This is a genomic window from Acidovorax sp. DMC1, from assembly GCF_056314325.1.
In genome coordinates this window covers 168,039-191,206 of sequence record NZ_JBQUYO010000007.1, presented here as the reverse complement: position 1 = coordinate 191,206, position 23,168 = coordinate 168,039, and the positions used below count along the sequence as shown (strand labels likewise).

22 protein-coding genes are annotated in these 23,168 nt (G+C 68.9%); 11 read left to right on the top strand and 11 right to left on the bottom strand.

Annotation, left to right across the window (positions count from 1 at the left end; genetic code table 11):
- Positions 1-56: 56 nt before the first annotated feature.
- The 5 genes from ACT531_RS15720 to ACT531_RS15700 form a co-directional block, all read right to left on the bottom strand.
- The gene (locus tag ACT531_RS15720) at positions 57-1,136 is read right to left on the bottom strand and encodes a pirin family protein (protein ID WP_110960952.1); all 1,080 of its coding nucleotides are present in this window, start codon (positions 1,134-1,136) and stop codon (positions 57-59) included.
- 226 nt (positions 1,137-1,362) lie between these two features.
- A complete protein-coding gene (locus ACT531_RS15715) occupies positions 1,363-2,808 on the bottom strand; it encodes an MFS transporter (protein WP_476018007.1) in 1,446 nt (481 codons plus the stop codon).
- Positions 2,809-2,964: 156 nt separating this feature from the next.
- On the bottom strand, positions 2,965-3,453 hold the full coding sequence (locus tag ACT531_RS15710) for a DUF1579 domain-containing protein (RefSeq protein ID WP_476018006.1): 489 nt from the start codon (positions 3,451-3,453) through the stop codon (positions 2,965-2,967).
- 32 nt (positions 3,454-3,485) lie between these two features.
- A complete protein-coding gene (locus tag ACT531_RS15705) occupies positions 3,486-4,145 on the bottom strand; it encodes a glutathione S-transferase family protein (RefSeq protein WP_476018005.1) in 660 nt (219 codons plus the stop codon).
- A 44-nt stretch (positions 4,146-4,189) separates the two neighbouring features.
- Entirely contained in the window at positions 4,190-4,618 is a 429-nt protein-coding gene (locus ACT531_RS15700; RefSeq protein ID WP_422848062.1) for a VOC family protein, read from the bottom strand.
- Positions 4,619-4,729: 111 nt separating this feature from the next.
- On the opposite strand from ACT531_RS15700, the gene ACT531_RS15695 reads away from it, so the two are divergent.
- Together ACT531_RS15695 and ACT531_RS15690 are read left to right on the top strand one after the other, a co-directional pair.
- Positions 4,730-5,395, top strand: coding sequence for a TetR/AcrR family transcriptional regulator (locus ACT531_RS15695; protein ID WP_060984868.1), 666 nt, complete (start codon positions 4,730-4,732; stop codon positions 5,393-5,395).
- A 359-nt stretch (positions 5,396-5,754) separates the two neighbouring features.
- Entirely contained in the window at positions 5,755-7,437 is a 1,683-nt protein-coding gene (locus ACT531_RS15690; protein ID WP_476018004.1) for a methyl-accepting chemotaxis protein, read from the top strand.
- An 11-nt stretch (positions 7,438-7,448) separates the two neighbouring features.
- Here the strand turns inward: ACT531_RS15690 and ACT531_RS15685 are convergent, their stop codons facing one another.
- Entirely contained in the window at positions 7,449-8,429 is a 981-nt protein-coding gene (locus ACT531_RS15685) for a helix-turn-helix transcriptional regulator (RefSeq protein ID WP_476018003.1), read from the bottom strand.
- A gap of 136 nt (positions 8,430-8,565) precedes the next feature.
- On the opposite strand from ACT531_RS15685, the gene ACT531_RS15680 reads away from it, so the two are divergent.
- Complete coding sequence (locus tag ACT531_RS15680) at positions 8,566-9,294, top strand: NIPSNAP family protein (protein WP_476018002.1); 729 nt, start codon at positions 8,566-8,568, stop codon at positions 9,292-9,294.
- A 50-nt stretch (positions 9,295-9,344) separates the two neighbouring features.
- Entirely contained in the window at positions 9,345-9,881 is a 537-nt protein-coding gene (locus tag ACT531_RS15675; protein WP_476018001.1) for a hypothetical protein, read from the top strand.
- A 114-nt stretch (positions 9,882-9,995) separates the two neighbouring features.
- On the opposite strand, the gene ACT531_RS15670 is transcribed toward ACT531_RS15675, so the two are convergent.
- A complete protein-coding gene (locus tag ACT531_RS15670; RefSeq protein WP_291441864.1) occupies positions 9,996-10,889 on the bottom strand; it encodes an oxidoreductase in 894 nt (297 codons plus the stop codon).
- Positions 10,890-11,046: 157 nt separating this feature from the next.
- On the opposite strand from ACT531_RS15670, the gene ACT531_RS15665 reads away from it, so the two are divergent.
- Positions 11,047-12,030 (top strand): LysR family transcriptional regulator, encoded by a 984-nt coding sequence (locus tag ACT531_RS15665; protein WP_476018000.1) that lies wholly within the window; start codon positions 11,047-11,049, stop codon positions 12,028-12,030.
- Positions 12,031-12,046: 16 nt separating this feature from the next.
- On the opposite strand, the gene ACT531_RS15660 is transcribed toward ACT531_RS15665, so the two are convergent.
- Entirely contained in the window at positions 12,047-12,844 is a 798-nt protein-coding gene (locus ACT531_RS15660) for an SDR family oxidoreductase (RefSeq protein WP_476017999.1), read from the bottom strand.
- A 140-nt stretch (positions 12,845-12,984) separates the two neighbouring features.
- Between ACT531_RS15660 and ACT531_RS15655 the strand changes: the two genes are divergently transcribed.
- Together ACT531_RS15655 and ACT531_RS15650 are read left to right on the top strand one after the other, a co-directional pair.
- A complete protein-coding gene (locus ACT531_RS15655) occupies positions 12,985-13,911 on the top strand; it encodes a LysR family transcriptional regulator (RefSeq protein WP_476017998.1) in 927 nt (308 codons plus the stop codon).
- Between the two features lie 76 nt (positions 13,912-13,987).
- Positions 13,988-14,689 carry an aspartate/glutamate racemase family protein gene (locus tag ACT531_RS15650; protein WP_476017997.1) on the top strand — a complete coding sequence of 234 codons (702 nt, stop codon included), beginning with the start codon at positions 13,988-13,990 and terminating at the stop codon, positions 14,687-14,689.
- 6 nt (positions 14,690-14,695) lie between these two features.
- On the opposite strand, the gene ACT531_RS15645 is transcribed toward ACT531_RS15650, so the two are convergent.
- Positions 14,696-15,676 carry an alpha/beta hydrolase gene (locus tag ACT531_RS15645; RefSeq protein ID WP_476017996.1) on the bottom strand — a complete coding sequence of 327 codons (981 nt, stop codon included), beginning with the start codon at positions 15,674-15,676 and terminating at the stop codon, positions 14,696-14,698.
- Between the two features lie 37 nt (positions 15,677-15,713).
- The gene (locus ACT531_RS15640; RefSeq protein WP_476017995.1) at positions 15,714-16,286 is read right to left on the bottom strand and encodes a hypothetical protein; all 573 of its coding nucleotides are present in this window, start codon (positions 16,284-16,286) and stop codon (positions 15,714-15,716) included.
- Positions 16,287-16,543: 257 nt separating this feature from the next.
- On the opposite strand from ACT531_RS15640, the gene ACT531_RS15635 reads away from it, so the two are divergent.
- A complete protein-coding gene (locus tag ACT531_RS15635) occupies positions 16,544-17,308 on the top strand; it encodes a response regulator (RefSeq protein WP_476017994.1) in 765 nt (254 codons plus the stop codon).
- On the top strand, positions 17,305-18,681 hold the full coding sequence (locus ACT531_RS15630; protein ID WP_476017993.1) for an ATP-binding protein: 1,377 nt from the start codon (positions 17,305-17,307) through the stop codon (positions 18,679-18,681). The genes ACT531_RS15635 and ACT531_RS15630 overlap by 4 nt, the downstream gene beginning before the upstream one ends.
- Positions 18,682-18,804: 123 nt before the next feature.
- Here the strand turns inward: ACT531_RS15630 and ACT531_RS15625 are convergent, their stop codons facing one another.
- Entirely contained in the window at positions 18,805-20,763 is a 1,959-nt protein-coding gene (locus ACT531_RS15625) for a sigma-54-dependent Fis family transcriptional regulator (RefSeq protein ID WP_476017992.1), read from the bottom strand.
- 313 nt (positions 20,764-21,076) lie between these two features.
- Between ACT531_RS15625 and exaC the strand changes: the two genes are divergently transcribed.
- Complete coding sequence (gene exaC / locus ACT531_RS15620) at positions 21,077-22,600, top strand: acetaldehyde dehydrogenase ExaC (RefSeq protein ID WP_476017991.1); 1,524 nt, start codon at positions 21,077-21,079, stop codon at positions 22,598-22,600.
- A gap of 171 nt (positions 22,601-22,771) precedes the next feature.
- Complete coding sequence (locus tag ACT531_RS15615) at positions 22,772-23,149, top strand: DUF779 domain-containing protein (protein WP_476017990.1); 378 nt, start codon at positions 22,772-22,774, stop codon at positions 23,147-23,149.
- Positions 23,150-23,168 lie beyond the last annotated feature (19 nt).

The window sequence follows — 23,168 nt, the reverse complement described above, 5'->3', positions numbered from 1 at the left end:
TCCACGAGGCGCCCGGTGGCATGCCGGGCGCCTCGTTCGGGGCTGGGTGCGCAGCCCTATGCGCCCACCGGGGCCTCGGCCGGGCGCTCTTCCTCCGTCTGGCCGGGGTAGCGCGCAAAACGCCGCGCCTCGGTGCCGTGCACCGGATCCTGGTCGGGCCAGGGCCAGCCGCCGAACTGGGTACGGCGGTAGTCGTTCATGGCCTGCATGATCTCGGCCTGTGTGTTCATCACAAACGGGCCGTACTGCGCCACGGGCTCGGCGATGGGCTGGCCCTGCAGCAGCAGGCATTCCAGCGGCGTGGCGCCGGTGTTGGTCAGCTGCCAGTCCTGCCCGGCCACCAGCTCCAGCGCGGCGTGCTGGCCCACGTCCTGCGGGCCCACGCGCAGGCTGTCGCCCACAAAGAAGTACAGCATGCGGCGCGTGCCCTGGCCGCGCGCGGCGGGCAGCGTCCACTGCGCGCCAGGGTCCATGCGCAGCGTCCAGATGGCCACATCGCCCTCGGGCTGCGAAGCCCAGGACTCGGGTGGCGGCGCCAGCGGTGCAGGCGCGCCGGGCAGGGCGCCCGCCACCACCGTTACCGTGGTGGCGCGACCTGCGTCGTCGTGGTGGACCAGGCGCGGAATGCGCTCGTTCCACAGCATGGTGAAGTGCGGCTCCACCATCTTGTTCTTCGCGGGCAGGTTCAGCCAGATCTGGAACAGCTCCAGCGGGTTGGGCTCGGTGGCGTTGAGCAGCGGGAACATCTCCGAATGCACGATGCCCTTGCCCGCCGTGACCCACTGCACATCACCCCCGCCAAAGCGCGCGGCGGCGCCCAGCGAGTCGGAATGGTCGATGAGGCCCTTGCGCACCAGGGTCACGGTTTCAAAGCCCCGGTGCGGGTGGCCCGGAAAGCCGGGCACGGTGTCGCCGTGGTACATGCTCCAGCCGTCCTTGCGGCTGAAGTCGCTGCCGATCTGGCGGCCCTCCAGCGACACGGCGGGCGCAAACGCGCCGTTGCCTGCGGGGTAGGCGTCGTCATGGTGGGCGCAGAACAGGAACGGGTCCATCGTGGGCCACAGCGGACCCAGCGCCTGGGCCTGCACGACGGGCAGGCTGGCGGCAGACGAAGACACGGTGGGGGAGGACGACATCAAGGACTCCTTGGGTTTGCGCCACCGACTATCGGGCAGCACGCCTGCCAAAGATAAGGCCAGCGGCCGCATTCAGAAGTGCGCTGGGTGGAACAGTGCGGTGCGGCTTACAGGACAGTGCCGCACAGCGTGCGCACACAGCTTCGCCACCATTTCAAGCCAAAATGACTGTATGCGCCAGTGGAATATGCCCGATCAGCTATCAATTAAATAGCACCCTATCTCCTCACACGGCACCCGCGTGGGAAGGCGCGGCGGCGGACGGTGGCGGTGCCGGACGCAACACGAAACCACCCAGCACGGCGGCCACCAGCGAGCACAAGGCCGACACCCAGAACGCCAGCTGGTAGCCCGCATTGAGCGCCTGCTGCACGCTGGCCCCGGCCTGGCGCAGGTGGTCGGTGCGCGCATCGGCCAGGCTGGCCAAGATGGCGAGGCCCAGGGCGCCGCCCATCATGAAGGCCGTGTTCACCACCCCCGACGCCAGCCCCGAGTCTTCGGGCTTCACGTCGCCCATGGCGGCCAGCAGCAGCGGGTTGAGTGCAATGCCGGCGCCCACGCCCAGCAGCAGCATGCCGGGCAGCACGTGGATGACAAAGCGCCCTTCGGTGGGTGCCAGCGCAAACAGGGCCAGGCCCACCGCCGCCAGCAGCAGCCCCCAGCCCAGCGTGCGGCAAATGCCAAAACGCATCACCACCCAGGCCGACAGCCCCAGCGAGCAGCCCGCCATGATGAGGTTGGACGGCAAAAACGCCAGGCCCACCTGCATCGCGTCGTAGCCCAGCACCAGCTGCATGTACAGCGCCGACAGGAAGAACCACGCAAACATCGACGCCGCCCACAGCACGCCCACCACGTTGGAGATGGCCAGGTTGCGCAACCGCAGCAGCGGCAGGGGCACCAGCGGCGCTGCCACATGCGACTCGATGAACAAAAAGGCTGCCAGCAGCGCCGCCGCTGCCCCCAGCAGCCCCAGCGACTGCAACGAGGTCCAGCCCGCCGCGTTGCCGTTGACGATGGCATACACCGCCAGCATCAGCGACGCGGTGATGGTGACGGCGCCCGCCACGTCCAGCCGCTGCCCGTGGGCCTGCCCCTTGCCGCCCGGCAGCAGCGCCAGGCAGGCCAGGTAGATGGCCACACCCAGAGGGATGTTGACCAGAAAGATCCAGTGCCAGCTCAACGCGCTGGTGAGCACCCCGCCCAGCAGCACGCCAATGCTGCCGCCACCGGCGCACACAAAACCGTAGACGCCCATGGCCCGCGCACGCTCACCCGGCTCGGTGAACAGATTCATGATGAGCGACAGCGCCACGGCCGACACCACCGCGCCGCCCACGCCCTGCACCGCACGCGCCGCCACCAGCAGCCCCTGCGTATTCGCCAGCCCGCAGGCCAGCGATGCCACGGTGAACAGCGTGATGCCCGCCAGAAACAGCCGCCGGTGCCCATACAGGTCGCCCAGCCGCCCGCCCAGCAACAGGCAGCCGCCAAAGGTGAGCATATAGGCGTTGACCACCCAGACCAGCGCGGTTTCGGTGAAGCCCAGGTCGGCCTTGATGCTGGGCAGCGCAACGTTCACGATGGTGGTGTCGAGCACGATCATCAGCTCGCCCAGGCACAGCAAGATGAGTGCGGGCCAGCGTGCGCGGCCTTCGATGCGGAGGGTCATGGGACGGTGGAAATCGAAAGAGATTGGCAGCGCAGTGTGTCATGCGCGTTGCGCTGGCGACTGAGGACTAGCGGGGTGCAATACCAGTGCAGCTGTGGATCTGGCTTGGCTGGCCCTCCGGCTACGTCGCCTTTCAGGGGGAAGCCGCGCAGTGGCTCAGGAGGTTCGGGTGTACTTGGCTTGCATGAACTGCTTCCAGCTGCCGTCTGGCTGCTGGCCGAACGAGGTGAGCTTGCGCTGGTTGGCGCTGACGACGGTGATCACATCCCGGTAGCGCATGGTGGCGCCGTCGGCCTTGAAGCTGGGGCCTTCGGTCTCCAGCGTCAGCACCTTCTTGTCGGCATCCAGCGTGCCACGGTACACCCACATATGCGTCATCATCGAGCCCACCCAGGTGCCGACAAACGCCTGCTGGTCCGGGTCGTAGCCCAGCGTCATCAGCATGCGGGCCTCGCCACCCCCGCCGGGCATGGAGCCCGTCCCTTCGCACAGCACCCACAGGCTGCCCAGTGCGCGCACATGTTCAGTGCCCCGGCTGTGCGCGGGGGGTTCGCCCGGGCCCATGTCGGCCAGCGACTCGCAGGTCCAGTCGCCCAGCAGCTGCTGCAGCCAGCGGTGCATGGCGTGGGGTTCGGGGTTCATCATGGGGGTCTCCTGGTGATGTGGTGGGCGCGCGCTCAGTCGCGGTCGGGTGCTCCGAGCGGAAAGTAGTGGCGGTAGGGGCGACCGCCTTCCACCGCGCGTGCAAACGAGGGGCGTGCGAGCAACCGGGCGCGGTAGGCGCGCAGCTGCGGGTAGGTGGCCGCGATGGGGTGCGTCCAGTCGGCATAGAACAGCGAGGGCGCCGCAGCGCAGTCGGCCAGCGAGAACGACTCGCCCGCCGCCCAGGTGCGCCCTGCCCACATGCCCTCCAGCCAGGCGTAGGCTTTCTCCAGTTTCTCGGTGGCCCAGGCCACGCCTTCGGCCTTGCGCTCGGCGTTGCCGGTCAGCGCGGCGTTGACCGCGTGCTGCACCGGGGCCATCACGTGCAGGTCAAAGAAGCGGTCCATGAAGCGCACGTCCAGCGCCGCCCGGGGGTCGGCAGGAATCAGCAGCACGGGCCCCGGGTGCGCGAGCTGCAGGTGCTCGATCACGATGCTGCTTTCCACCACTGTGCGGTCGCCGTCCACCAGCACCGGAAACTTGGCCAGCGGCCAGTGGCGCAACCAGTCGGCGGAATGGCTGACGGGCTCAGCGGGGTCGAGATTGAGCAGCTCAAACGGCGTGCCGTTCTCGTACAGAGCGGTCAGCACCTTCTGGGTGTAGGAGGAAAAGGGGTGGCCGTAGAGGGCGAGCATGCGGGGTCCTGTGTGTGGGTCGGTGTGGTTGGCGGGGGTCGCACTCATTCGGGCGCCACCACCATCCAGGGCACGCCAAAGCGGTCGGCCACCATGCCAAACGCCTGCGAGAAAAAGGTCTTGGTGAGCGGCATCTGCACCTTGCCGCCATCGGCCAGCGCGTCGAAATAGCGTTTGGCATCGGCTGCATTGGCGGGGCTCAGCGCCAGCGAGATGCCCTGGAAGCTGGCATGGCCCGAGCCCATGCCATCCGACGCCATGATCTGCGTGTCGCCCACGGTGAACGAGGCGTGCATGACCATCTCGGGCTTGGGGCCCGGTCCGCTGCCATCGGCGCAGCCCTCGCCAGCGGCGGGCTCGGGGTTGTCCTTGTAGCGCATGAGCATGGTGACTTGGGCGCCTAGGGCGCGGCGGTAGAACTCCAGCGCTTCATCGCAGCGGCCTTCGAACATCAGGTAGGACTCGACTTTCATGGGATCTCCTCGGGAGGGTTGGCGGGCCAGTGAACACCTCGGCGTGCAATTGTGAACACCGTCCACAAACAATAGCAAAGATAATGGACAGTGTCCACATCCGAACGATCCATGACCGTAAGCACCCGCAACAAGGCCGCCCCCTCCCGCACACCTGCCGCACGCAGCACCTATCGCCACGGGGATTTGCACCGCGCGCTGCTGGACGCGGGCATTGAACTGGCGCGCCAGGGCGGGCCCGATGCCGTGGTGCTGCGCGAGGCCACGCGCCGTGCGGGGGTGGCGCCCAATGCGGCCTACCGCCATTTCGCCAACCGCGACGACCTGCTGGGTGCCGTGCGCGCCGCAGCTGTGGCGGCCGCCGCGCGGTCGATGGAGGCCGAGCTGGCCCTGGTGCCCGCCACCGGCACGCCCACCGAGCGGGCCCACGCCAAGGTGCGCGCCGTGGGTGCGGGCTACCTGCGGTTCGCGCACGCCGAGACGGGGCTCTTTCGCACCGCGTTCGGCGGCCGCTTCACGGTGCAGCAAACGCCCGACCCGGCCATGGGCGGCGCCACAGGGCTCAACCCCTTCCAGCACCTGAGCGCTGCACTGGACGACCTGGTGACCGCTGGCGCCCTGCCGCCCGCGCGCCGCCCGGGCGCCGAATACCTGGCCTGGTCCACCGTGCACGGCATGGCGCTGCTCGCCATCGACGGGCCGCTGCGCGGCACGCCCCAGCAGATGCTGGACCTGCTGGGCCAGCGCCTGCTGGATATGGTGGAACGGGGGCTGTAAGCGCGCGGCCTCACCAGGCCCCACCCACAGCCTCTGCATGGCCCTGGCTCGCGGCTCCGTTGCCAGCGGTATCGGTCGCCCCACTCCGGCGCGCATACGCGTGGGCGGGCCGGGGCGGCCCACCTTTCGTTCCCTAGCACGGATACCCATTCGCTGATTTGTAACAAGGACGGATTCCCTGTAGCGGCGCAGGTTGTCGAACTTGGCCTACACGGTCGTGGCGCTTTGTGACTGACAATTCACAAATTGATACGCACGGTTACAACGCACTGCGCGCATCACCCATCCTCTGGCTGGCACCCGTTTGCCAGCTGGTCAGACGGCACCTCGGCCGTGCATGACACCCACCCGGACTTTCCATGGCTTTCCACCAAAAAACCGTCACCCAAAAGCTGGCGTTTGCCTTTTCTGTATTGATCGCGATATTGATCGCCGTTGCCCTCCTGTCGCTGCGCAGCCTGGGCGACGCACGCGAAGACTTCCAGCGCTTTGTGGGCAATGAATTCCACCGGGGTGGCCTGGCGCGCGACATCCAGGCAGCCGCCAATGCACGCGCCATTGCAGCCCGCAACCTGATCTTGCTGACCAGCGCGGCAGACCTGCAGGCAGAGACCTTGGCCGTGACGGCCGCGCACGAGCGCGTGCAGACCAAGATGGCAGAACTGCGCCAGGCCGTGGCCAACGCCGCACAGGTGCCCGCAAGGGAGCGCGAGCTGTTCGAGCAACTGCAAACCATCGAGCGCAGCTACGGGCCCGTGGCGCTGGCCATTGTGGGCCTGGCGCGGGACGGCAAGAAGGACGAGGCGATCGCCAAGATGAATGCCGAATGCCAGCCACTGCTCAAGCAGCTGATCAGCACCACGTCCGCCTACACGCAAGCCGTGGCGGCCTCCGCAGATCAGGAAATCAGCCACGCGGCCGAAAAGTTCGGCAACAAGCGCCTCCTGCTCATCCTGGCCACCGTGGTGTCGATCCTGGCGGCCACGGCGCTGGCTGCGCTCATCAACCGCAGCCTCATGCGCTCTCTGGGCGCAGACCCGGTGCAGCTCAGCGCCGCAGCACGGCGCGTTGCGTCCGGCGACCTGGGCACCGTGTCCGGCAGCGCCACGGCGCCCGCCGACAGTGTGCTCGCGTCGCTGGGGGACATGCAGGTCGCGCTGGCCAGCATCGTGGGGCGCGTGCGCGCATCGGCCACGACCATTGAGGCGGGCTCTCAGGAGATTGCGACGGGCAATGCAGACCTCTCGCACCGCACCGAGCAGCAGTCCGGCAACCTGCAGCAAAGCGCAGCCTCCATGGAAGAAATGACCGCCACGGTGCAGCAGAACGCCGACACCGCGCAACAAGCGGCCCAGCTTGCATCGGCCGCGCGCGCGGCCGCAGAACACGGCGGCACGGTGGTGGCGCAGGTGGTCAGCACCATGGACGACATCACCACCAGCTCACGCCGCATTGGCGACATCATCGGCGTGATCGACAGCATTGCGTTCCAGACCAACATCCTGGCGCTGAACGCTGCCGTGGAAGCCGCCCGTGCCGGAGAGCAGGGCTGGGGCTTTGCCGTGGTGGCGAGCGAAGTGCGCACGCTGGCCCAGCGCAGCGCGCAAGCGGCCAAGGAAATCAAGTCGCTCATCGAGGCCAGCGTGGAGAAGGTGGAGACAGGGTCGGCACTGGCACACACCGCTGGCTCCGCCATGACCGAGATCGTGGGCGAGGTGAACCGCGTGGCCGACCTGATCGGTGAAATCAGCGCCGCCACGCGCGAACAGAGCGCAGGCATCGGGCAGATCGGCAACGCAGTGGCCGAGCTCGACCAGTCCACCCAGCAAAACGCAGCGCTGGTGGAACAGATGGCAGCCGCCGCCCACACGCTGAACCAGCAGGCCCATGGCCTGGTGGAATCCGTGGCGGTGTTCCGCGTGGAAGAGCCCGTGCGCACCGTGGCAGATGTGCAGCGCCCGCCCCAGCAGCGGCCAGGCGCCGTGAAGATGCAGCCCCTGGGCGTTCGGGCTCCGTTCCCCAAGGCGCTGACCGCCGCTTAATCGGGGCACCGCTACAGCGCGCCGTACAGCCGCGCGGTGGCCTGCACCCGTGCCACCAGCGCGCGGCGCAACGCCATGGGTCGCAGCACTTCCACCTGCGGCGACAGCCGCATCAGCTGCCCGCAGGCATGCTCCACCGACTCGATGGGGATCGTCACGGGCGTGCGGCCATCCTTGCGGCGCGACGGTGGAGCGGCAGCCACCGCACGCGCCACCGCGCTGCTGAGCGCACGCAGGCCCCGCAGCCCTTCGGGTGTGGCCAGCAGTGTGGCCTCGCCCGTGTACAGGCCTGACTCAAAACGCCGGATCGACGCAGCCCAGTAGCCGGGCAGGTCAAAGCGTGCGGGGCGCTTGGCCGGTTGGTCGAGCGCCGTGGCAGCGAGGATGTTCGACACCCGGTAGGTGCGCGGCCCGCGCGCATCGGCTCCCATAGGCAAAGCCACCAGGTACCACACGCCCGCTTTCAGCACCAGGCCCAGCGGGCTCACGGTGCGCTCTGCCGTGCGCGCCCAGCCCTCGTAGCGCAGGGTGATCTGGTGACCGCTCCACACGGCGGCCGCCACGGTGGGCAGGTGCGGTGTGGGGTCGCTCTCGCGGTACCAGTCCACCGGGTCCAGGTGCAGACGAGCGCTCACGCGCTGCGCGTCGTCGCGCCAGGCGGCGGGCAGCGCGGCCAGCAGCTTCAGGCGCGCCCCCGCCACATCGCCGCCCAGGCCCAGGTCCTGCGCAGGGCCGGGCAGACCGCTCAGAAACACGGCCTGCGCCTCGGACGGCGTGAGGCCCGTGAGCGTGGTCTTCCAGCCTGGCAGCAGCGCAAAACCCCCATTGCGCCCGCGCTCGGCATAGATGGGCACGCCTGCAGCGCTGAGCTGGTCCACATCGCGGTGCAGTGTGCGGACCGACACCTCCAGCGCCTCGGCCAGCGCCTGCGCGCTCATGCGGCCGCGCGTTTCCAGCAGCATCTGGAGGGACAACAAACGGCTGGCGCGCATGGGCTTTGGCAGGGGTGGTGCAAAAAAAAAGAAGGCCAAAGATAGCGCAAATACCTGCCATGGGTTGGCAGGTATAGCGGCACACACTGCAACCCTGTCTTCGCCTTCTTTCCCCCCCACCTTTTCAGGAGCCCCCATGCCCACCACGGATCCCCACGCCATCGTTGAGCTGCGCCAGTACACCTTGCACCCCCAGCAGCGCGAAGTGCTCATCGACCTGTTCGACCGGGAGTTTGTGGAAACCCAGGAGGCGCAGGGCATGCGCGTGCTGGGCCAGTTCCGCGACCTGGACCGGCCCGACCAGTTCGTCTGGCTGCGTGGCTTTGCCGACATGCCGGCGCGCCACCGCGCGCTGGAGGGCTTTTATGGCGGCCCCGTGTGGGCGGCACACCGCCACGCCGCCAATGCAACCATGATCGATTCGGACAACGTGCACCTGCTCTGCCCGGCCTGGCCCGGCGCCACGGCCGGCCTTCCGCAGCACGCGCGGCCGCAGCCTGGCGCGCAGGGTGCAGCCGCCGGCGTCCTGCAGATCACCGTGTTCCCGTTGCGGGAGCCCGCCACACCCCAGTTGCTGGACTTCTGCCGCCACCGCATGGTGCCCACACTGCTGCGCGGCGGCGCGCGCCAGCTCGCCTGGTTCTGCACCGAGCACAGCCCCAACACCTTTGCCCGCCTGCCAGTGCGCGAAGGCGACCCCGTGCTGGTGGGCCTGGCCCTGTTTGGCGACGAGGCTGCGTTGCAGTCGTTTGCCGACAGCGGCGCTTGGGCGCGCGACGTGGGGCCCGGTCTCGCCCCCTGGCTGGCGGCAGCGCCCGAGGTGCTGCGCCTGCAGCCGACCGCGCGCTCGGCGCTGCATGCGTGACGCACCCGCACACCTCTCCCCTGACGCATCAACCACCCCGGAGCCCCACCATGTCCACCCCAGCCCGCCTCACTCCCATCCCGTCGCCCACCGTCGCGCCCAGTGCCGCGCGCGACTTCGACTTTCTCATGGGCCCCTGGCGCATTCGCAACACGCGGCTGGTGCGCAGGCTCGCGGGCTGCAACGACTGGGAGGTGTTTGACGCCACGGGCACCGCCCACCCATTGCCCGGTGGCATCGGCAACTTCGACACCTTCACACCGCTGGCCTGGAATCCCGGCTACGTGGGCATGGCACTGCGTGTGTTCAACCCCGTGACGCAGCGCTGGAGCATCTACTGGCTGGACAACCTCACGGGCGGCCTGGACCCGGCCACAGGCCTGCTGCTGCCCCCCGTGGTGGGTGGCTTTCAGGGTGGCGTGGGCCTGTTTGAAGGCGAGGAGCTGTTCGAAGGCCGCCCGGTGCGCGTGCGCTTCGAGTGGTCGCAGATGCACACGGGCGCGCCGCGCTGGCAGCAGGCGTTTTCGGACGACGGCGGCGCGACCTGGGAGGTGAACTGGGTGATGGAGTTTGCGCGGCCGGTGTGAGCGTCGGCCGCCCGCGCATCGTCCAGGGTGCACCCAGGCCCCGAAATTTGAACCAAAACAGCCCCTGGCGCCTGATGGTTATGCGCTATCAGCTACCAAAGCAGGAGCGCTAACTCACGCCATCTGGAGTGCTGCTTCCTGCACCGGGAAGTCCGTGGACGCCGCCACCGCACGCCACTGCGCCGTCTCTTTCGCCACAAAGGCATGTTTGTCGGCAATGGTTTGCAGCGTGTCAGTGCCCAGCGGCAGGCGCAGCGGCGGCGTGGGGCTGGCCACCAGCTGCATCACGGCCTGGGCCAGGCGCACCGGGTCGCCGGGCTGGTTCAGGTTGATGCGGCGCGCTGCTTCGCGCACGGCACCAGCGCTCTCGGCGTAGTCCTCCAGCACCCGCGGTGATACGGCCAGCGAGGCGCTGTCCAGAAACTCGGTGCGGAAGTACCCGGGCTCCACCACCGTGGCGTGGATGCCCAGCGGCGCCAGCTCGGCATGCAGCGCCTCGGTGATGCCCTCGACCGCGAACTTGGTGGAGCAGTACAGGCCAAAACCGGCAGCCGACTGCACGCCGCCCAGCGACGAGATGTTGATCACATGCCCTGCGCGGCGCGCGCGCATGGCAGGCAGCACGGCGCGGGTCACATGCAGCAGGCCGAACACGTTGGTGTCGTACAGGCGCAGCACCTCGTCGGCGGTAGCTTCTTCGACCGCGCCCAGCAGGCCATAGCCCGCGTTGTTGACCAGCACGTCGATGCAGCCGAAGCGGTCAAGCGCCGCGCCCACGGCATGGCGGGCCTGCGCCTCGTCGGTCACGTCCAGCGCCAGGGGCAGCAGGGCATCGTGTGCGCCCAAGCGCTTTTCGACCGAGGCGGCATCGCGCGACGTGGCGACCACGGCATCGCCCTGGGCCAGCGCGGCCTCGGCAATGCGCGCGCCGATGCCGCGCGAGGCGCCGGTGATCATCCAGACGCGGGAATACGAGGAATGGGTGGTGGTGGCTGTGGTGGAAGTCATGACAGATCCTTGAGGTGGTGTTGAGCAATGGGCAGTGCCCATGGCGGTGGACTGTAGGCAAGCCATTGCCATGCGACTAGCCCATAATCTCCGGATTCATTCGCAAGCAACGCTTGCCAATCCACCACGCAGCCGCCCCGCACAATACCTGCCCACCATGGCCATCAATGAACTGCGCGCCATCGCCAACTTTGCCAAGGCCGCCGAGCTGGGCAGCCTGCGCCAAGCGGCGGCCGCGCAGGGCATCACGCCACAGGCGTCCAGCCAATTGCTGGTGCAGCTCGAATCGCACCTGGGCGTGCGGCTGTTCCACCGCACCACACGCAGCCTGAGCCTCACCGAAGAAGGGCGGCAGTTCCTGGCCTCCGCACAGCCGGGCCTGGCCACACTGCAGCAGGCGGTGCAGGGTGCGCGGCGCGGGCGTGAGGAGATGGCGGGGCCGCTGCGCATCGTGGCGCCGCGCTCCATCCTGCTGGAGGTGATCTGGCCGGTGCTCGACGAGTTCTGCCGCCGCCACCCGCTGGTGGAGCCCGATGTGCAGCTGGACGACCGCATCGGCAACTGGGTGGAAGACCGCGTGGATGTGGGCTTCCGCTCGGGCTACCCACCGGAGGGCGGCGTGGTGGCGCGGCGGCTGCTCACGCTGCAGCTCATCGTGTGCGCAGCGCCTTCGTACATCGCGCGCCACGGGGCGCCGGCCAGCATCGACGACCTGGCGCAGCACCGCTGCAGCGGATTTCGCCACGCATCCACCGGCAAACCCATGCCCTGGGAATTCCAGGTGGGCGACGACATCGTGGCGCGCACCATCCACCCCACGTTCTGCACCAACGACATCGAGGTGGAGGCCCGTGCGGTGCTGGGCGGCCACGCGGTGGGCCAGCTGGTGGGCCCCACGGCCGCGCCGCTGGTGCGCAGCGGCCAGCTGGTGCCGCTGCTGCCCCAGCATGTGGCGCAGCACCTGGCGCTCTACGTGTACTACGGCAGCCGCACGGCGCTGCCTGCGCGCGCGCGGGCCTTCATCGACCTGGCGGTGGAGATGGTGGCCAACAACCCCGCCTACCTGCTCACACCCAAAGAGCTGGCGACCCACGGCCCGGCTGTACAGAAAAAACCCCGGACGCGAAAGCCCACGCAGTGAGTGCCGTGCTGACCGTTCAGGCCGCAAACCCGCCGTCGATCAGCAAGCTCGCCCCCGTCACCATGCCTGACTCCGGCCCGGCCAGGTAGGCCACCATGCCCGCAATCTCATCGGGATGGGCATGGCGGTTCAGGGCCATCAAGCCGTGCATATCGCCCGCCATGGGGCCGTCGGCCGGGTTCATGTCGGTGTTGACCGGGCCGGGCTGCACGTTGTTCACCGTGATGCCACGCGGGCCCAGGTCGCGCGCCAGGCCCTTGGTCAGGCCCACGATGGCGGCCTTGCTCATGCCGTACACGCTAAATCCGGCCCATGGCACGCGGTCGGAGTTGGTGCTGCCAATGGTGATGACCCGGCCATAGGCGCCGCCCTGGCCCATGTGGCGCACAGCGGCCTGGGTGGCCACGAACACGGCGCGCACGTTCACGTTAAGCGTGTGGTCAAAGTCGGCCAGCGCAAAGCTGCTGAGCTCACCCGCGATGGCGACGCCCGCGTTGTTGACGAGGATGTCCAGGCGGCCCAGCTCTCGCGCGGCGCGGTCCACCGCCTGGGTGAGGGCGACGGCATCGGCGCTGTCGGCCTGCAGGGCCAGGGCCTTGCCGCCGCTTGCCGCAATGTCCGCCACCAGCGTCTCGGCAGGTGATGCGGAGCTGCTGTAGGTGAAGGCCACGGCCGCGCCATCGCGCGCCAGGCGCCGCACGATGGCCGCGCCAATGCCGCGCGCGCCGCCGGTGACGAGCGCAACCTTGCCCGCCAGTGGGCGGCCCGAGGATGTAGGAGCAGAGACCGGGGATGTTTCAGACACAGAAGACATGGTGTTGTTTCTCCAACGAGGTGCATGCAGAAAATGGTTCGTCACCGAACCGGGAAGACTGCAGTGTCAGAAAAACACTCATGCTCTGGTAGCCATGAATGGGATGTATATCTTTCAACCCTTGGTTGAAAATACCCCGCATGCAGCCCCTCAGCCACCTTGAATCGTTTGTGCAGTCTGCCCTATCGGGCAGCTTTTCGGCCGCCGCGCGGCTCATGGGCCTGACGCCCGCCGCCGTGAGCAAGAACGTGGCGCGGCTGGAGGCCAGCCTGGGCGTGCGGCTGTTCCAGCGCAGCACGCGCAGCCTCACGCTCACCGAGGGCGGGCAGCGCCTGCTGGCGCAAGTGGGCCCGCCCCTCACCGCCCTGGCCGATGCGGTAGACCATGCGGCCGAGGCCGAGCAGCAGCCTGCGGGCACGCTCAAGGTCAGCATGGGCCAGGCCTTTGGGCGCGCATACCTGGTGCCGCTGCTCACCGAGTTCTTGCAGCGCTACCCGGCCATCCAGCCCGACTGGCGCTTTGAGAACCGGCAGGTGGATTTGATCGGCGAGGGCTTTGACGCCGGCATTGGCGGCGGCCTGAACCTGAACCCCGACATGGTGGCGCGCACGCTGGGCCCCATCCATCTGGTGGTCGTGGCGGCGCCTGCACTGCTGCAGGGCCGCAAGCGGGCGCCGCGCCACCCGGCGGACCTGGCGCAGTGGGATGGCATTGCCCGGCGCAACATCCGCACCGGGCGCATCAACGTCACCACGCTGCGCAACAAGGCGGGCGATGCGGCCCCCGTGGAACTGCGCCCGCGCGTTGTGTTCGACGACCCCGAGGCCATGTGCCAGGCCGCGCTGATGGGCCTGGGCTTGGCCGTGCTGCCCATGCCGTTTGCGCAGCCCTGGCTGGCGCAGGGCGACCTGGTGCGGGTGCTGCCCGGCTGGTGGGCCGATGCAGGGCCGACCTCGCTGTACTACCCCAGCAAGAAGCTGCTGCCCGCACGCACCCGGGTGTTTGTGGACTTTGTGGTGGAGCAGTTCAGCACGCGCGGCTTTGCGCAAAGGGTGCGCGGGGACTGACGGGCACAGCATGGGGCCCGAGCCACGGCAGCGCGGTGGCAATAATGGGCCTTTGCAATAGCTCTGGACCACATCCATGCCCCAACACATCGGCATCGTGGGCTGCTCCGCCGAAGGGGCTGCTTTGTGTTACCGCACCCTGTGCACCGAAGGCGCTGCACTGCTGGGCCGCCCGCATGCGCACCCCGAGGTGACGCTGCACACACCGTCGCTGGCCGACTATGTGGACTGCCTGGACCGGAATGACCTGCAAGGCGTGGCCGACCTGATGCTGGCCTCCGCCCACAAGCTGGCCCGTGCAGGCGCCGATTTTCTGATCTGCCCCGACAACACCATCCACCAGGCGATGGACCGCGTGCTGCCCCACTCACCGCTGCCCTGGCTGCACATTGCCGAGGTGGTGGCGGCCGAGGCGGCAACGCGCGGGCACCGGCGCCTGGCCCTCACCGGCACCCGCTGGCTGGTGGACAGCGGCGTGTACCCCGGTGCGCTGCAGGCCCAGGGCCTGCAATGGGTGCGCCCCACCGAGGCCGAGCGCAGTGAGATCAACCGCATCATCATGGACGAGCTGGTGCCCGGCATCATTCGCCCTGAGGGCGTGGCCCTGTTCCAGCAGATCATCGCTCGCATGCAGCGCGAGGACGGCTGCGATGCCGTGGTGCTCGGCTGCACCGAGATCCCGCTGATCCTGAGCGACGCCAACTCCCCGCTGCCAACGCTGGACTCCACCCGCCTGCTGGCCCGTGCGGCGCTGCGGCGGGCCATGCAGGCCCACTGAACGCCACTACTTGAGCCGCTGCGCCACCACGGCATCCAGCGAGGCCATGAAGATCTCCACGGCCCGCGTGTAGGCGCTTTCCAAACCCAGCTGCGCGTTGATCTCGCCGTGGGTCAACTCCTGCGGCAGCACCTCGGCACGGCCACCCAGGTCGCGCACGCGGCGGGCCATGCCCTGGGCCTGCAGGCAGGGGTGGTCGGGGCGCTCGGTGGAGCAGACAAACTGGAACGGCGGCACCGGCCCCGACAGTGCGTGGTACGGCGACACCGCCGCCCAGAACAACGGGTTGGCGCCCATCACCTCGTCGTAAAACGGGTAGTGCGGCGCGGTCATCACCACCGGCACATTAAGCGCCGCGCTGTCCAGCGACACGGTGCCCAGCCAGGGCCAGGCCCCCTCGCGCTGGGCCAGGGTGGGCGATGCATTGATGAGCGACACCAGGTGCGCGCCCGCCGAGTGCCCCATCAGGATGAACCGCGATGCGTCAGCGCCCCAGCTGGCGGCACGGCTTTGCGCGGCGGCCAGCGCCATGGCCACGTCCTGCGCCTCCTGCAGCACGTTCACGGCGGGGTACAGGCGGTAGTTCACCGAGATGAATACAAAGCCCTTGGGCACCCAGCGCGCCACCTTCTCCTGCACCACGCGGGACATGGCCTTGTCGCCCGTGCGCCAGGCGCCGCCATGCACCATGAAGATCACCGGCGCGCGTGTGCCGGTGGCCACCGCAGCGCTGCTGGCGGCACCGCCAGCGTCGGGCAGGTAGACATCCATGCGCTGCAGCGGGTCAGCGCCATAGGGCACATCGGCCAGGCGCTGCACACCGGCGGGCAAGGCCGCAGCGGTGTCGCGCAACTGGGCAAAGGGCCCCAGCCCGCGCAGCTGGGCGTGGGCGGGCGGGGTCAGCACGGCGGCCAGCGCACACAGCGCTGCGCCCAGGCCTGTGCGCAGAAACGCGAACGCGGAGAGTGGGGTGGAAGGACGGGACATGCAGGATCTCCTGGCTCAATGAATGGAAGGTAACGAATCAGGGCCGCGCCGGACAGGCCATCGGGGCGCCGCTGGCGTCAAAGCAGCTGGCGCTGCGGGTGCGGCCGGTGTCCGCGTTGTACGAGCTGCTGGTCTGCACGCTGTTGCCGGTGGTGGCGCTGGTGGCCGTGGTGGTGCGGCCCTGCGTCACGCTACCGTCGGCGCTGCGCGTGGCGGCGCCCGTGCTCTGCAGCGTGCCCCGGTCGCCCTGGGCGGCCATGGCGCTGCTGTGGCTGGCTGAGCCATCGGCATTCCTTGCGCTCTGGCCCTGGCGCACAGCGGTGGCGCCGTTCGGGCCCGCCACGGCGGCGCCGCTGCGCACGCTGCCGTGGCCCTGGCCGTCGGTGGTCACGCTGCGGCCGCGCAGCACGCCCCCACCGCCCGGCGCGGCGCGGACCACGCCGGTGCGGGCGGTGGTGATGCCATCGGCGTTGTGCTCCACCGTGTGGCGGCTGCGTGCGCTGGCATCGCTGGCTGCCAGAAGCAACAGTGCCGCCACGGCCAATGCAGCCAGCAGCATGGCGCGGTAGGTGGCAACGGGGGCAGGCGGTGTCGGGGCGGAAGGGAACATGGCGGTGGGCTCCTTGCAACAGAACAGGGGGTACGGAGCAGCAGGGTGCTGCGCTGGCCTGAACTATGGCCGCCAGGTATGAGCCAGTTGTGGCGCCCGCTGCGCGATGTATGACAAAGCATGACAAACCACCGGCGCGTGTCATGCGTTGTCATGCACAGGAGCACCTGCCCGCGCTGGCACCCGGTGTTTTCGGCCCTACCATTGGCACGCAGCCTTGGCTGCACCCACCCACTGCCATCCACCTCCACCGCCCCATGACGGAAGCCCTGGCCAAGATCCTGGTCGCCGACGACGAGCCCGACCTGCGTGCGCTGCTGCAGCGCTACCTGAGCGACCAGGGCTACAGCGTGCGCACGGTCGATGGTGCGGGCCCGCTCGATGTGCTGTTGCAGCGCGAGCGCTTTGACGTGCTGGTGCTCGACGTGATGATGCCGGGCGAGGATGGCCTGGCCATCTGCCGCCGCCTGCGCGCGCAGGGCGAGACCATCCCCATCCTGATGCTCACGGCCAGGGGCGACCCCGTGGACCGCATCGTGGGCCTGGAGATGGGCGCCGACGACTACCTGCCCAAGCCCTTCAACCCGCGCGAGCTGCTGGCCCGCATCCAGGCCATGGTGCGCCGCCAGCGCCTGCTGGGTGCGCACACCGGGCCGCGCCAGACGGGCGGGCGCATCGATTTTGGCGCGTTCACACTGTGGCTGGATGAGCGTCGGCTGGAACGCCACGGGGGCGCCGACGGCGACCGCGCCCAGGACGTGCCCTTGACCACGGGCGAATTCGCGCTGCTGCAGGCGCTGGCACAGCAACCGCACCGGCCCCTGGGCCGCGACCGGCTCATCGCACTGGCCTATGGCCCAGACCACACCGCCACCGACCGCAGCATTGACGTGCAGGTGATGCGCCTGCGCAAGCTCATCGAGGCCGACCCGGCGCAGCCGCGCCATATCCGCACCGTGTGGGGCGTGGGCTATGTATTTGTGCCCGATGGCGCAGCGCCCGGCGGCGGAGGCAAGCCATGACGCCCTCCGCCACACCCCAGGCCAACCGGGGCTGGTGGCCGCGCAGCCTGCTGGGTCGCAACCTGCTGCTGATGGCGGTGCTCATCGTGCTGGGCCAGCTGGTGGCGGCCGTGCTGGTGCGGCAGATGATCTTTCATCCCCGCGTGGCACAGGTGGCCGATGGCGTGGCGCGCAATGTGGGCGCGCTGCGCGCAGGGCTGCAGGCGCTGCCCCCGGCACAGCGGGCCGCATTTGTCGAAGCCTTTAACCAGCAGGCTGTGCGGCCGGCCCCGCCGGTGGCGGCGGAGAACGCTGCGCGGCGTGCGCTGCTGTCGCCCATGGAGCGGCAGTTTGTGCAGGCGGTGTCGCGCCGCCTGGGGGCGGACGATGCGGCAACGAACACTTCGCAACCCGTATGGCGCCGCGACAGCACGGGCGTGCTGGCCCTGCGTGTGGTGCACCAGGGGCCGGAGGGGGCGGAGACCTATTGGCTGAACCTGCCCAGCGTGTTCCCCACGCGCGAGTTCACCGGCGCCTGGCTGGCCGCCACGCTGGCCAGCATGCTGCTGGCGCTGCTGGGGGCCTGGTGGCTGCAGCGGCACATCAACCGCCCGCTGGCGCAGGTGGTGGCGGCGGCCCGGCAGCTGGCGCAGGGCCAGACCCCTGCGCCGCTGCCCGAGGACGGTCCCGAAGAAATCGCCACCGTGGGCCGCAGCTTCAACCACATGGCGCACAGCCTGGCCGCAGCCGAGCAGGAGCGCGCGCTGATGCTGGCCGGTGTGTCGCACGATCTGCGCACTCCGCTGACCAAGCTGCGCCTGGGCGTGGAGATTGCCGGTGCGCAGGTGGATGCACCCCTGGCCGCGAGCATGGCGCGCAGCATCGACGAGATGGACGGCATCGTGGGCCAGTTTCTGCAGTTTGCGCGCAGCGGTGAGGCAGAGGCGCCCACCACGGCATCGCTCAACGACCTGGTCCAGGCCGTGGCCGAGGCGCAGGCCGACCATGGGCGCACCGTGCGGCTGGCGCTGGGCACCCTGCCCGACGTGCCGGTGCGCCCCCAGGCCCTGCGCCGCGCGCTGGACAACTTGGTGGAAAACGCCTGGCGCCACGGCACACCGCCGGTGCTGCTGCGCACGGGGATGGATGCCGACGGCGTGTGGCTGGAGGTGCAGGACCAGGGCCCCGGCATCGCCCCGGCAGAGCTGGACCGCATCCGCCAGCCCTTTGCGCGCGGCGATGGCGCGGCACGCTCGGGCGCGCCAGGCGCGGGGCTGGGCCTGGCCATTGTGGAGCGCGTGGCGCGCAGCCACGGCGGGCGGCTGGAGCTGCACAGCGCGGCGGGCGCGGGCCTGCGGGCGCGACTGGTGCTACCTCTCGGCGGACAGGCCTGAGGCCGCCGGGCGCGCCCAGGGCACGCTGCGCACTGGAAATTCAGCCAAAAGTGCCGCAAGCGCTAGTGCAATATGCGGTAACAGCTCTTAAATAAATAGCAACCCCGTGAGTCCGGCAGACCCTCAGGCCACCGGCATCTTCAGCTTGCGGTACAGCGTCTGGCGGCTGATGCCCAACTGGCGCGCGGCCTGCGACACGTTGCCGCGCGCAGCCTGCAGCGCCTGGTCTATGGCGGCCTGGGACAGCTGCTGCAGGCTCAGGCTGGCAGGCAGGCCGTCCACACCAGCGCCCGCTACGGCATCGCTGCGCGGGCTGGAGGGCACCGCCGTCAGCGCCTGCACCAGGTCGTCGGGCATGTGCTCCCAGCCCAGGGTGTCTTCGCCCTCGGCCAACATGGCGCAGGCCGTGCGCAGCACATTGGACAGCTGGCGCAGGTTGCCGGGCCAGGGGTAGGCGGCCAGGCGGGTCAGCAGGTCGGGCGCCACCTGCACTTCAAAACCCAGACCCTGTTCCGTCGCCAGGTCGGCCAGCAGACGCTGCAGCAGCGCCACAAAGTCGCTGCGCTCGCGCAGTGCGGGCAGCTGCACCGTGAGGCCGTTGATGCGGTAGTACAGGTCTTGCCGAAAGCGCCCCTGTTCCGCCGCCTGCATGAGCTGGTTGTGCGTGGCGCAGACGAGTGCAAAGTCCACCGGCACGGCCTTGCTGGCACCCACGGGCGTCACGCTGCGCTCCTGCAGCACGCGCAGCAGGCGGGTCTGCAGGGCCAGTGGCATGTCGCCAATTTCGTCGAGGAACAGCGTGCCACCATGGGCCTCGCGCAGGCGGCCCAGGTGGCCCTCCTTGCGTGCACCGGTGAAGGCACCGGCCACATGGCCGAAGAGTTCGGATTCGATGAGGTGCTCGGGAATGGCTGCGCAGTTGATGGCCACAAACGGCGCATCGCGGCGCGGGCCGCTGGCATGCAGCGCACGCGCAAACACCTCCTTGCCCACGCCCGACTCGCCCTGCACCAGCACCGCAATCGGCTTGCCCACCACGCGGCGGGCCTTGTCAGCAGCGGCGCGCCAGCGGGCGTCGCCGGTGTCCAGCAACGCGAGTGCGTCTTGCTGGGGCACTGTGGCCGCCGCAGCGGCGGGCCGTGTGGGGGTGGCAACCCAGGCGGCGTCCATCTGCACCTGAGCAAACAGCAAGGCGCCCTGCAGTGTGCGCAAGGCCTGCGGCTGCTGGGGGCGGCGCTTGTGGTGCGAGAGCAGGTCATCCAGCCGCACGTCCAGCGCCCGCTCCAGCAAGGTGGCGCCCACGTCGCCCGCGTGCAGGCCCAGCTGCGCCAGGGCCACGCGGTTGGCGCCCACGATCCAGCCATCGGCCGACACGGCCACGATGCCTTCGGCCACGCTGCCGATGCCCTCCGGATCACGGTGCAGGTGCAGGCGGATATTGCGTTTGCAGGTGGCGGCCAGCAGGCGGTTTTCGATCATGCGGGCGGCCGTGCTGACCAGGCCCAGCGCGTGGGCGTGGCCGTTGCGGTAGTCGCCCGAGATGTCGAGGATGCCCAGCAAATCGCCCGTGGCCGACAGGATGGGCGAGGCCGCGCAGGTGAGAAAGTTGTTGCGCTCCAGAAAATGCTCGCCGCCATGCACCTCCACCGCGCAGGCCTCGGCCAGTGCCGTGCCGATGGCATTGGTACCCCGGTGGGCCTCGTGCCACGAGGCGCCGCTGGTCAGCGCCACGCGCTCGGCCTTGTCCACAAAGTGCGGGTCGCCCAGCGTGTGCATGAGCATGCCGCGCCGGTCGGCCAGCACCACCACGCTCTGGCTGTGGCGCACTTGCTCGAACAGGTATTCCATCACTGGCCGCGAATGCGCCAGCAGTTCGGGGTTGCTGGCCAGCACCTGGCGCAGCGTGCCGCTGCTGGGGTGGTCGATGGCGGGGGGCCGCCCGGTGGGCAGCAGGCCGGCCGCCATGCTGCGCGACCAGGAGCGCGCCAGGCGCTCGTCCACCAGGCCGCTGGGGCACTGGCCAGAGTCCAGCAGATGCTGGCGAGCCTGTCGCAGGGCGACGGGGGAGGTGTTGGGGCGCACGCTTTGTCTCCGTGCGGGCTCAGGGCGGCCCGCTTGTGGTGTGTGGACCAGTATGGCGGGCTCGACGGCGCGGGGCAAGGGTGTGGGCGCAAGCGGGGCGCCAACTGTTCCATTTCGTGACAGGTGTCGCGGCCCGGGACACCCGGGCGCGGGCGGTTGCGACAGGTATCCGCACTGGGCGGCCGAAAAAATCCAATGAAATCAACACTTCGCGCGCCGTGGCCTGCTGGCATGTGTTTTGAGTAAGGGGTTGGCATCGGACAGGCGCTACAGAGCCCGCCCGATGCACACAACCATCGCAGGAGACAACACCATGACCGTTTACGCAGCCCCCGGCGCCGCTGGCGCGAAGATCACCTACAAGCCCCATTACGACAACTTCATCGGCGGCAAATTCGTGCCGCCCGTCAAGGGCCAGTACTTTGATGTCATCACGCCCGTGAGCGGCAAGGTCTACACCCAGGCCGCGCGCTCCACGGCCGAAGACATCGAGCTGGCCCTGGACGCCGCCCACGCCGCCGCCGACAGCTGGGGCAAGACCGATGCCGCCACGCGCGCCAACATCCTGCTCAAGATCGCCAACCGCATCGAAGAAAACCTGGAGCGCCTGGCCTACGCCGAAACCGTGGACAACGGCAAGGCCATCCGCGAGACGCTGAACGCCGACATTCCGCTCACCGTGGACCACTTCCGCTACTTTGCGGGCTGCGTGCGGGCGCAAGAAGGCGCCCTCTCCAACATCGACGAGAACACCGTGGCGTATCACATCCAGGAGCCGCTGGGCGTGGTGGGCCAGATCATTCCGTGGAACTTCCCCATCCTGATGGCCGCGTGGAAGCTGGCGCCCGCGCTGGGTGCTGGCAACTGCGTGGTGCTCAAGCCCGCAGAGTCCACCCCCATCTCCATCCTCATCCTGGTGGAGCTGATTGCCGACCTGCTGCCGCCCGGCGTGCTCAACATCATCAACGGCTTTGGCCGCGAGGCAGGCATGCCGCTCGCGCAGAGCAAGCGCATTGCAAAAATAGCGTTCACCGGCTCCACCAGCACCGGCCGCGTGATCGCGCAGGCCGCTGCCAACAACCTGATCCCGGCCACGCTGGAGCTGGGCGGCAAGAGCCCCAACATCTTCTTTGCCGACGTGATGGACAAGGACGATGCGTTTCTGGACAAGGCGATTGAAGGCCTGGTGCTGTTTGCATTCAACCAAGGCGAGGTCTGCACCTGCCCTTCGCGCGCGCTGATCCAGGAAAGCATCTACGACAAGTTCATGGAGCGTGTGCTCAAGCGCGTGGCCGCCATCAAGCACCAGAACCCGCTGGATACCGACAGCATGATGGGCGCGCAGGCCAGCAAGGAGCAGCTCACCAAGATCCTGAGCTACCTGGACCTGGGCAAGCAGGAAGGCGCCGAGGTGCTGGCCGGTGGCGGCCAGGCCCACCTGGGTGGCGACCTGGAAGGCGGCTACTACGTGCAGCCCACGCTGTTCAAGGGCCACAACAAGATGCGCATCTTCCAGGAAGAAATCTTCGGCCCCGTGCTGGCCGTGACCACCTTCAAGGACGAAGCCGAAGCCCTGGCCATTGCCAACGACACGCTGTATGGCCTGGGTGCCGGCGTGTGGAGCCGCAACGGCAACGTGGCCTACCGCATGGGCCGCGCCATCAAGGCAGGCCGCGTGTGGACCAACTGCTACCACGCCTACCCGGCGCACGCAGCGTTTGGTGGCTACAAGGAATCGGGCATTGGTCGTGAGACGCACAAGATGATGCTGGACCACTACCAGCAAACGAAAAATCTGCTGGTTTCGTATTCGGAAAACAAGCTCGGATTCTTCTGATGCAGGTCTGCGCACGTTGGCAGCCCCGAACCGTTCGGGCTGAGCCTGTCGAAGCCCTGCGCCGCGCTTCGACAGGCTCAGCGTGAACGGGCGGGATGATGGAGACAGGAAGGCAAAGGGGGCTGGCGACAGATCCCCTTTTTGCCTCCTGCCGAGACAAGGAGACACCCCATGGTCCAAAAAGTCATCGCCACCCCCGCCGCGCTGGAGTTGGTGGCCTTTCTGCAAGCAAAGCATGGCCCTGCGCTCATGTTCCACCAGAGTGGCGGCTGCTGCGACAACAGCGCCGCCAACTGCTACCTGCCCGGCGAGATCACCATGGGCGCAGGCGACGTGTACCTGGGCGACATCGGTGGCTGCCCGTTCTACATCGGGCGCGCGCAGTACGAGACCTGGAAGCACACGCAGCTCATCATCGATGTGATCGAGGGCACGGGCGGCACGTTTTCGCTGGAGGGACCGGAGGGCAAGGCCTTCCACACACGCTCGCGGGTGTTCACCGACGCCGAGCTGGACGAACTGGGCATTGCGCACGGGCCTGCGGCCTGAACGCCCCGGGGGTTCTGCA

Excerpts from the sequence above, each read along its gene's own strand:
- ACT531_RS15645 (WP_476017996.1), bottom strand. The coding sequence starts at position 15,676 with ATGTCCCGTCCTTCCACCCCACTCTCCGCGTTCGCGTTTCTGCGCACA.
- ACT531_RS15680 (WP_476018002.1), top strand. The coding sequence starts at position 8,566 with ATGCCCACCACGGATCCCCACGCCATCGTTGAGCTGCGCCAGTACACC.
- ACT531_RS15660 (WP_476017999.1), bottom strand. The coding sequence starts at position 12,844 with ATGTCTTCTGTGTCTGAAACATCCCCGGTCTCTGCTCCTACATCCTCG.
- ACT531_RS15655 (WP_476017998.1), top strand. The coding sequence starts at position 12,985 with ATGCAGCCCCTCAGCCACCTTGAATCGTTTGTGCAGTCTGCCCTATCG.
- ACT531_RS15705 (WP_476018005.1), bottom strand. The coding sequence starts at position 4,145 with ATGCTCGCCCTCTACGGCCACCCCTTTTCCTCCTACACCCAGAAGGTG.
- ACT531_RS15710 (WP_476018006.1), bottom strand. The coding sequence starts at position 3,453 with ATGATGAACCCCGAACCCCACGCCATGCACCGCTGGCTGCAGCAGCTG.
- ACT531_RS15695 (WP_060984868.1), top strand. The coding sequence starts at position 4,730 with ATGACCGTAAGCACCCGCAACAAGGCCGCCCCCTCCCGCACACCTGCC.
- ACT531_RS15720 (WP_110960952.1), bottom strand. The coding sequence starts at position 1,136 with ATGTCGTCCTCCCCCACCGTGTCTTCGTCTGCCGCCAGCCTGCCCGTC.
- ACT531_RS15615 (WP_476017990.1), top strand. The coding sequence starts at position 22,772 with ATGGTCCAAAAAGTCATCGCCACCCCCGCCGCGCTGGAGTTGGTGGCC.
- ACT531_RS15665 (WP_476018000.1), top strand. The coding sequence starts at position 11,047 with ATGGCCATCAATGAACTGCGCGCCATCGCCAACTTTGCCAAGGCCGCC.
- ACT531_RS15635 (WP_476017994.1), top strand. The coding sequence starts at position 16,544 with ATGACGGAAGCCCTGGCCAAGATCCTGGTCGCCGACGACGAGCCCGAC.
- ACT531_RS15715 (WP_476018007.1), bottom strand. The coding sequence starts at position 2,808 with ATGACCCTCCGCATCGAAGGCCGCGCACGCTGGCCCGCACTCATCTTG.
- ACT531_RS15640 (WP_476017995.1), bottom strand. The coding sequence starts at position 16,286 with ATGTTCCCTTCCGCCCCGACACCGCCTGCCCCCGTTGCCACCTACCGC.
- exaC (WP_476017991.1), top strand. The coding sequence starts at position 21,077 with ATGACCGTTTACGCAGCCCCCGGCGCCGCTGGCGCGAAGATCACCTAC.
- ACT531_RS15690 (WP_476018004.1), top strand. The coding sequence starts at position 5,755 with ATGGCTTTCCACCAAAAAACCGTCACCCAAAAGCTGGCGTTTGCCTTT.
- ACT531_RS15700 (WP_422848062.1), bottom strand. The coding sequence starts at position 4,618 with ATGAAAGTCGAGTCCTACCTGATGTTCGAAGGCCGCTGCGATGAAGCG.
- ACT531_RS15670 (WP_291441864.1), bottom strand. The coding sequence starts at position 10,889 with ATGACTTCCACCACAGCCACCACCACCCATTCCTCGTATTCCCGCGTC.
- ACT531_RS15650 (WP_476017997.1), top strand. The coding sequence starts at position 13,988 with ATGCCCCAACACATCGGCATCGTGGGCTGCTCCGCCGAAGGGGCTGCT.
- ACT531_RS15630 (WP_476017993.1), top strand. The coding sequence starts at position 17,305 with ATGACGCCCTCCGCCACACCCCAGGCCAACCGGGGCTGGTGGCCGCGC.
- ACT531_RS15675 (WP_476018001.1), top strand. The coding sequence starts at position 9,345 with ATGTCCACCCCAGCCCGCCTCACTCCCATCCCGTCGCCCACCGTCGCG.
- ACT531_RS15685 (WP_476018003.1), bottom strand. The coding sequence starts at position 8,429 with ATGCGCGCCAGCCGTTTGTTGTCCCTCCAGATGCTGCTGGAAACGCGC.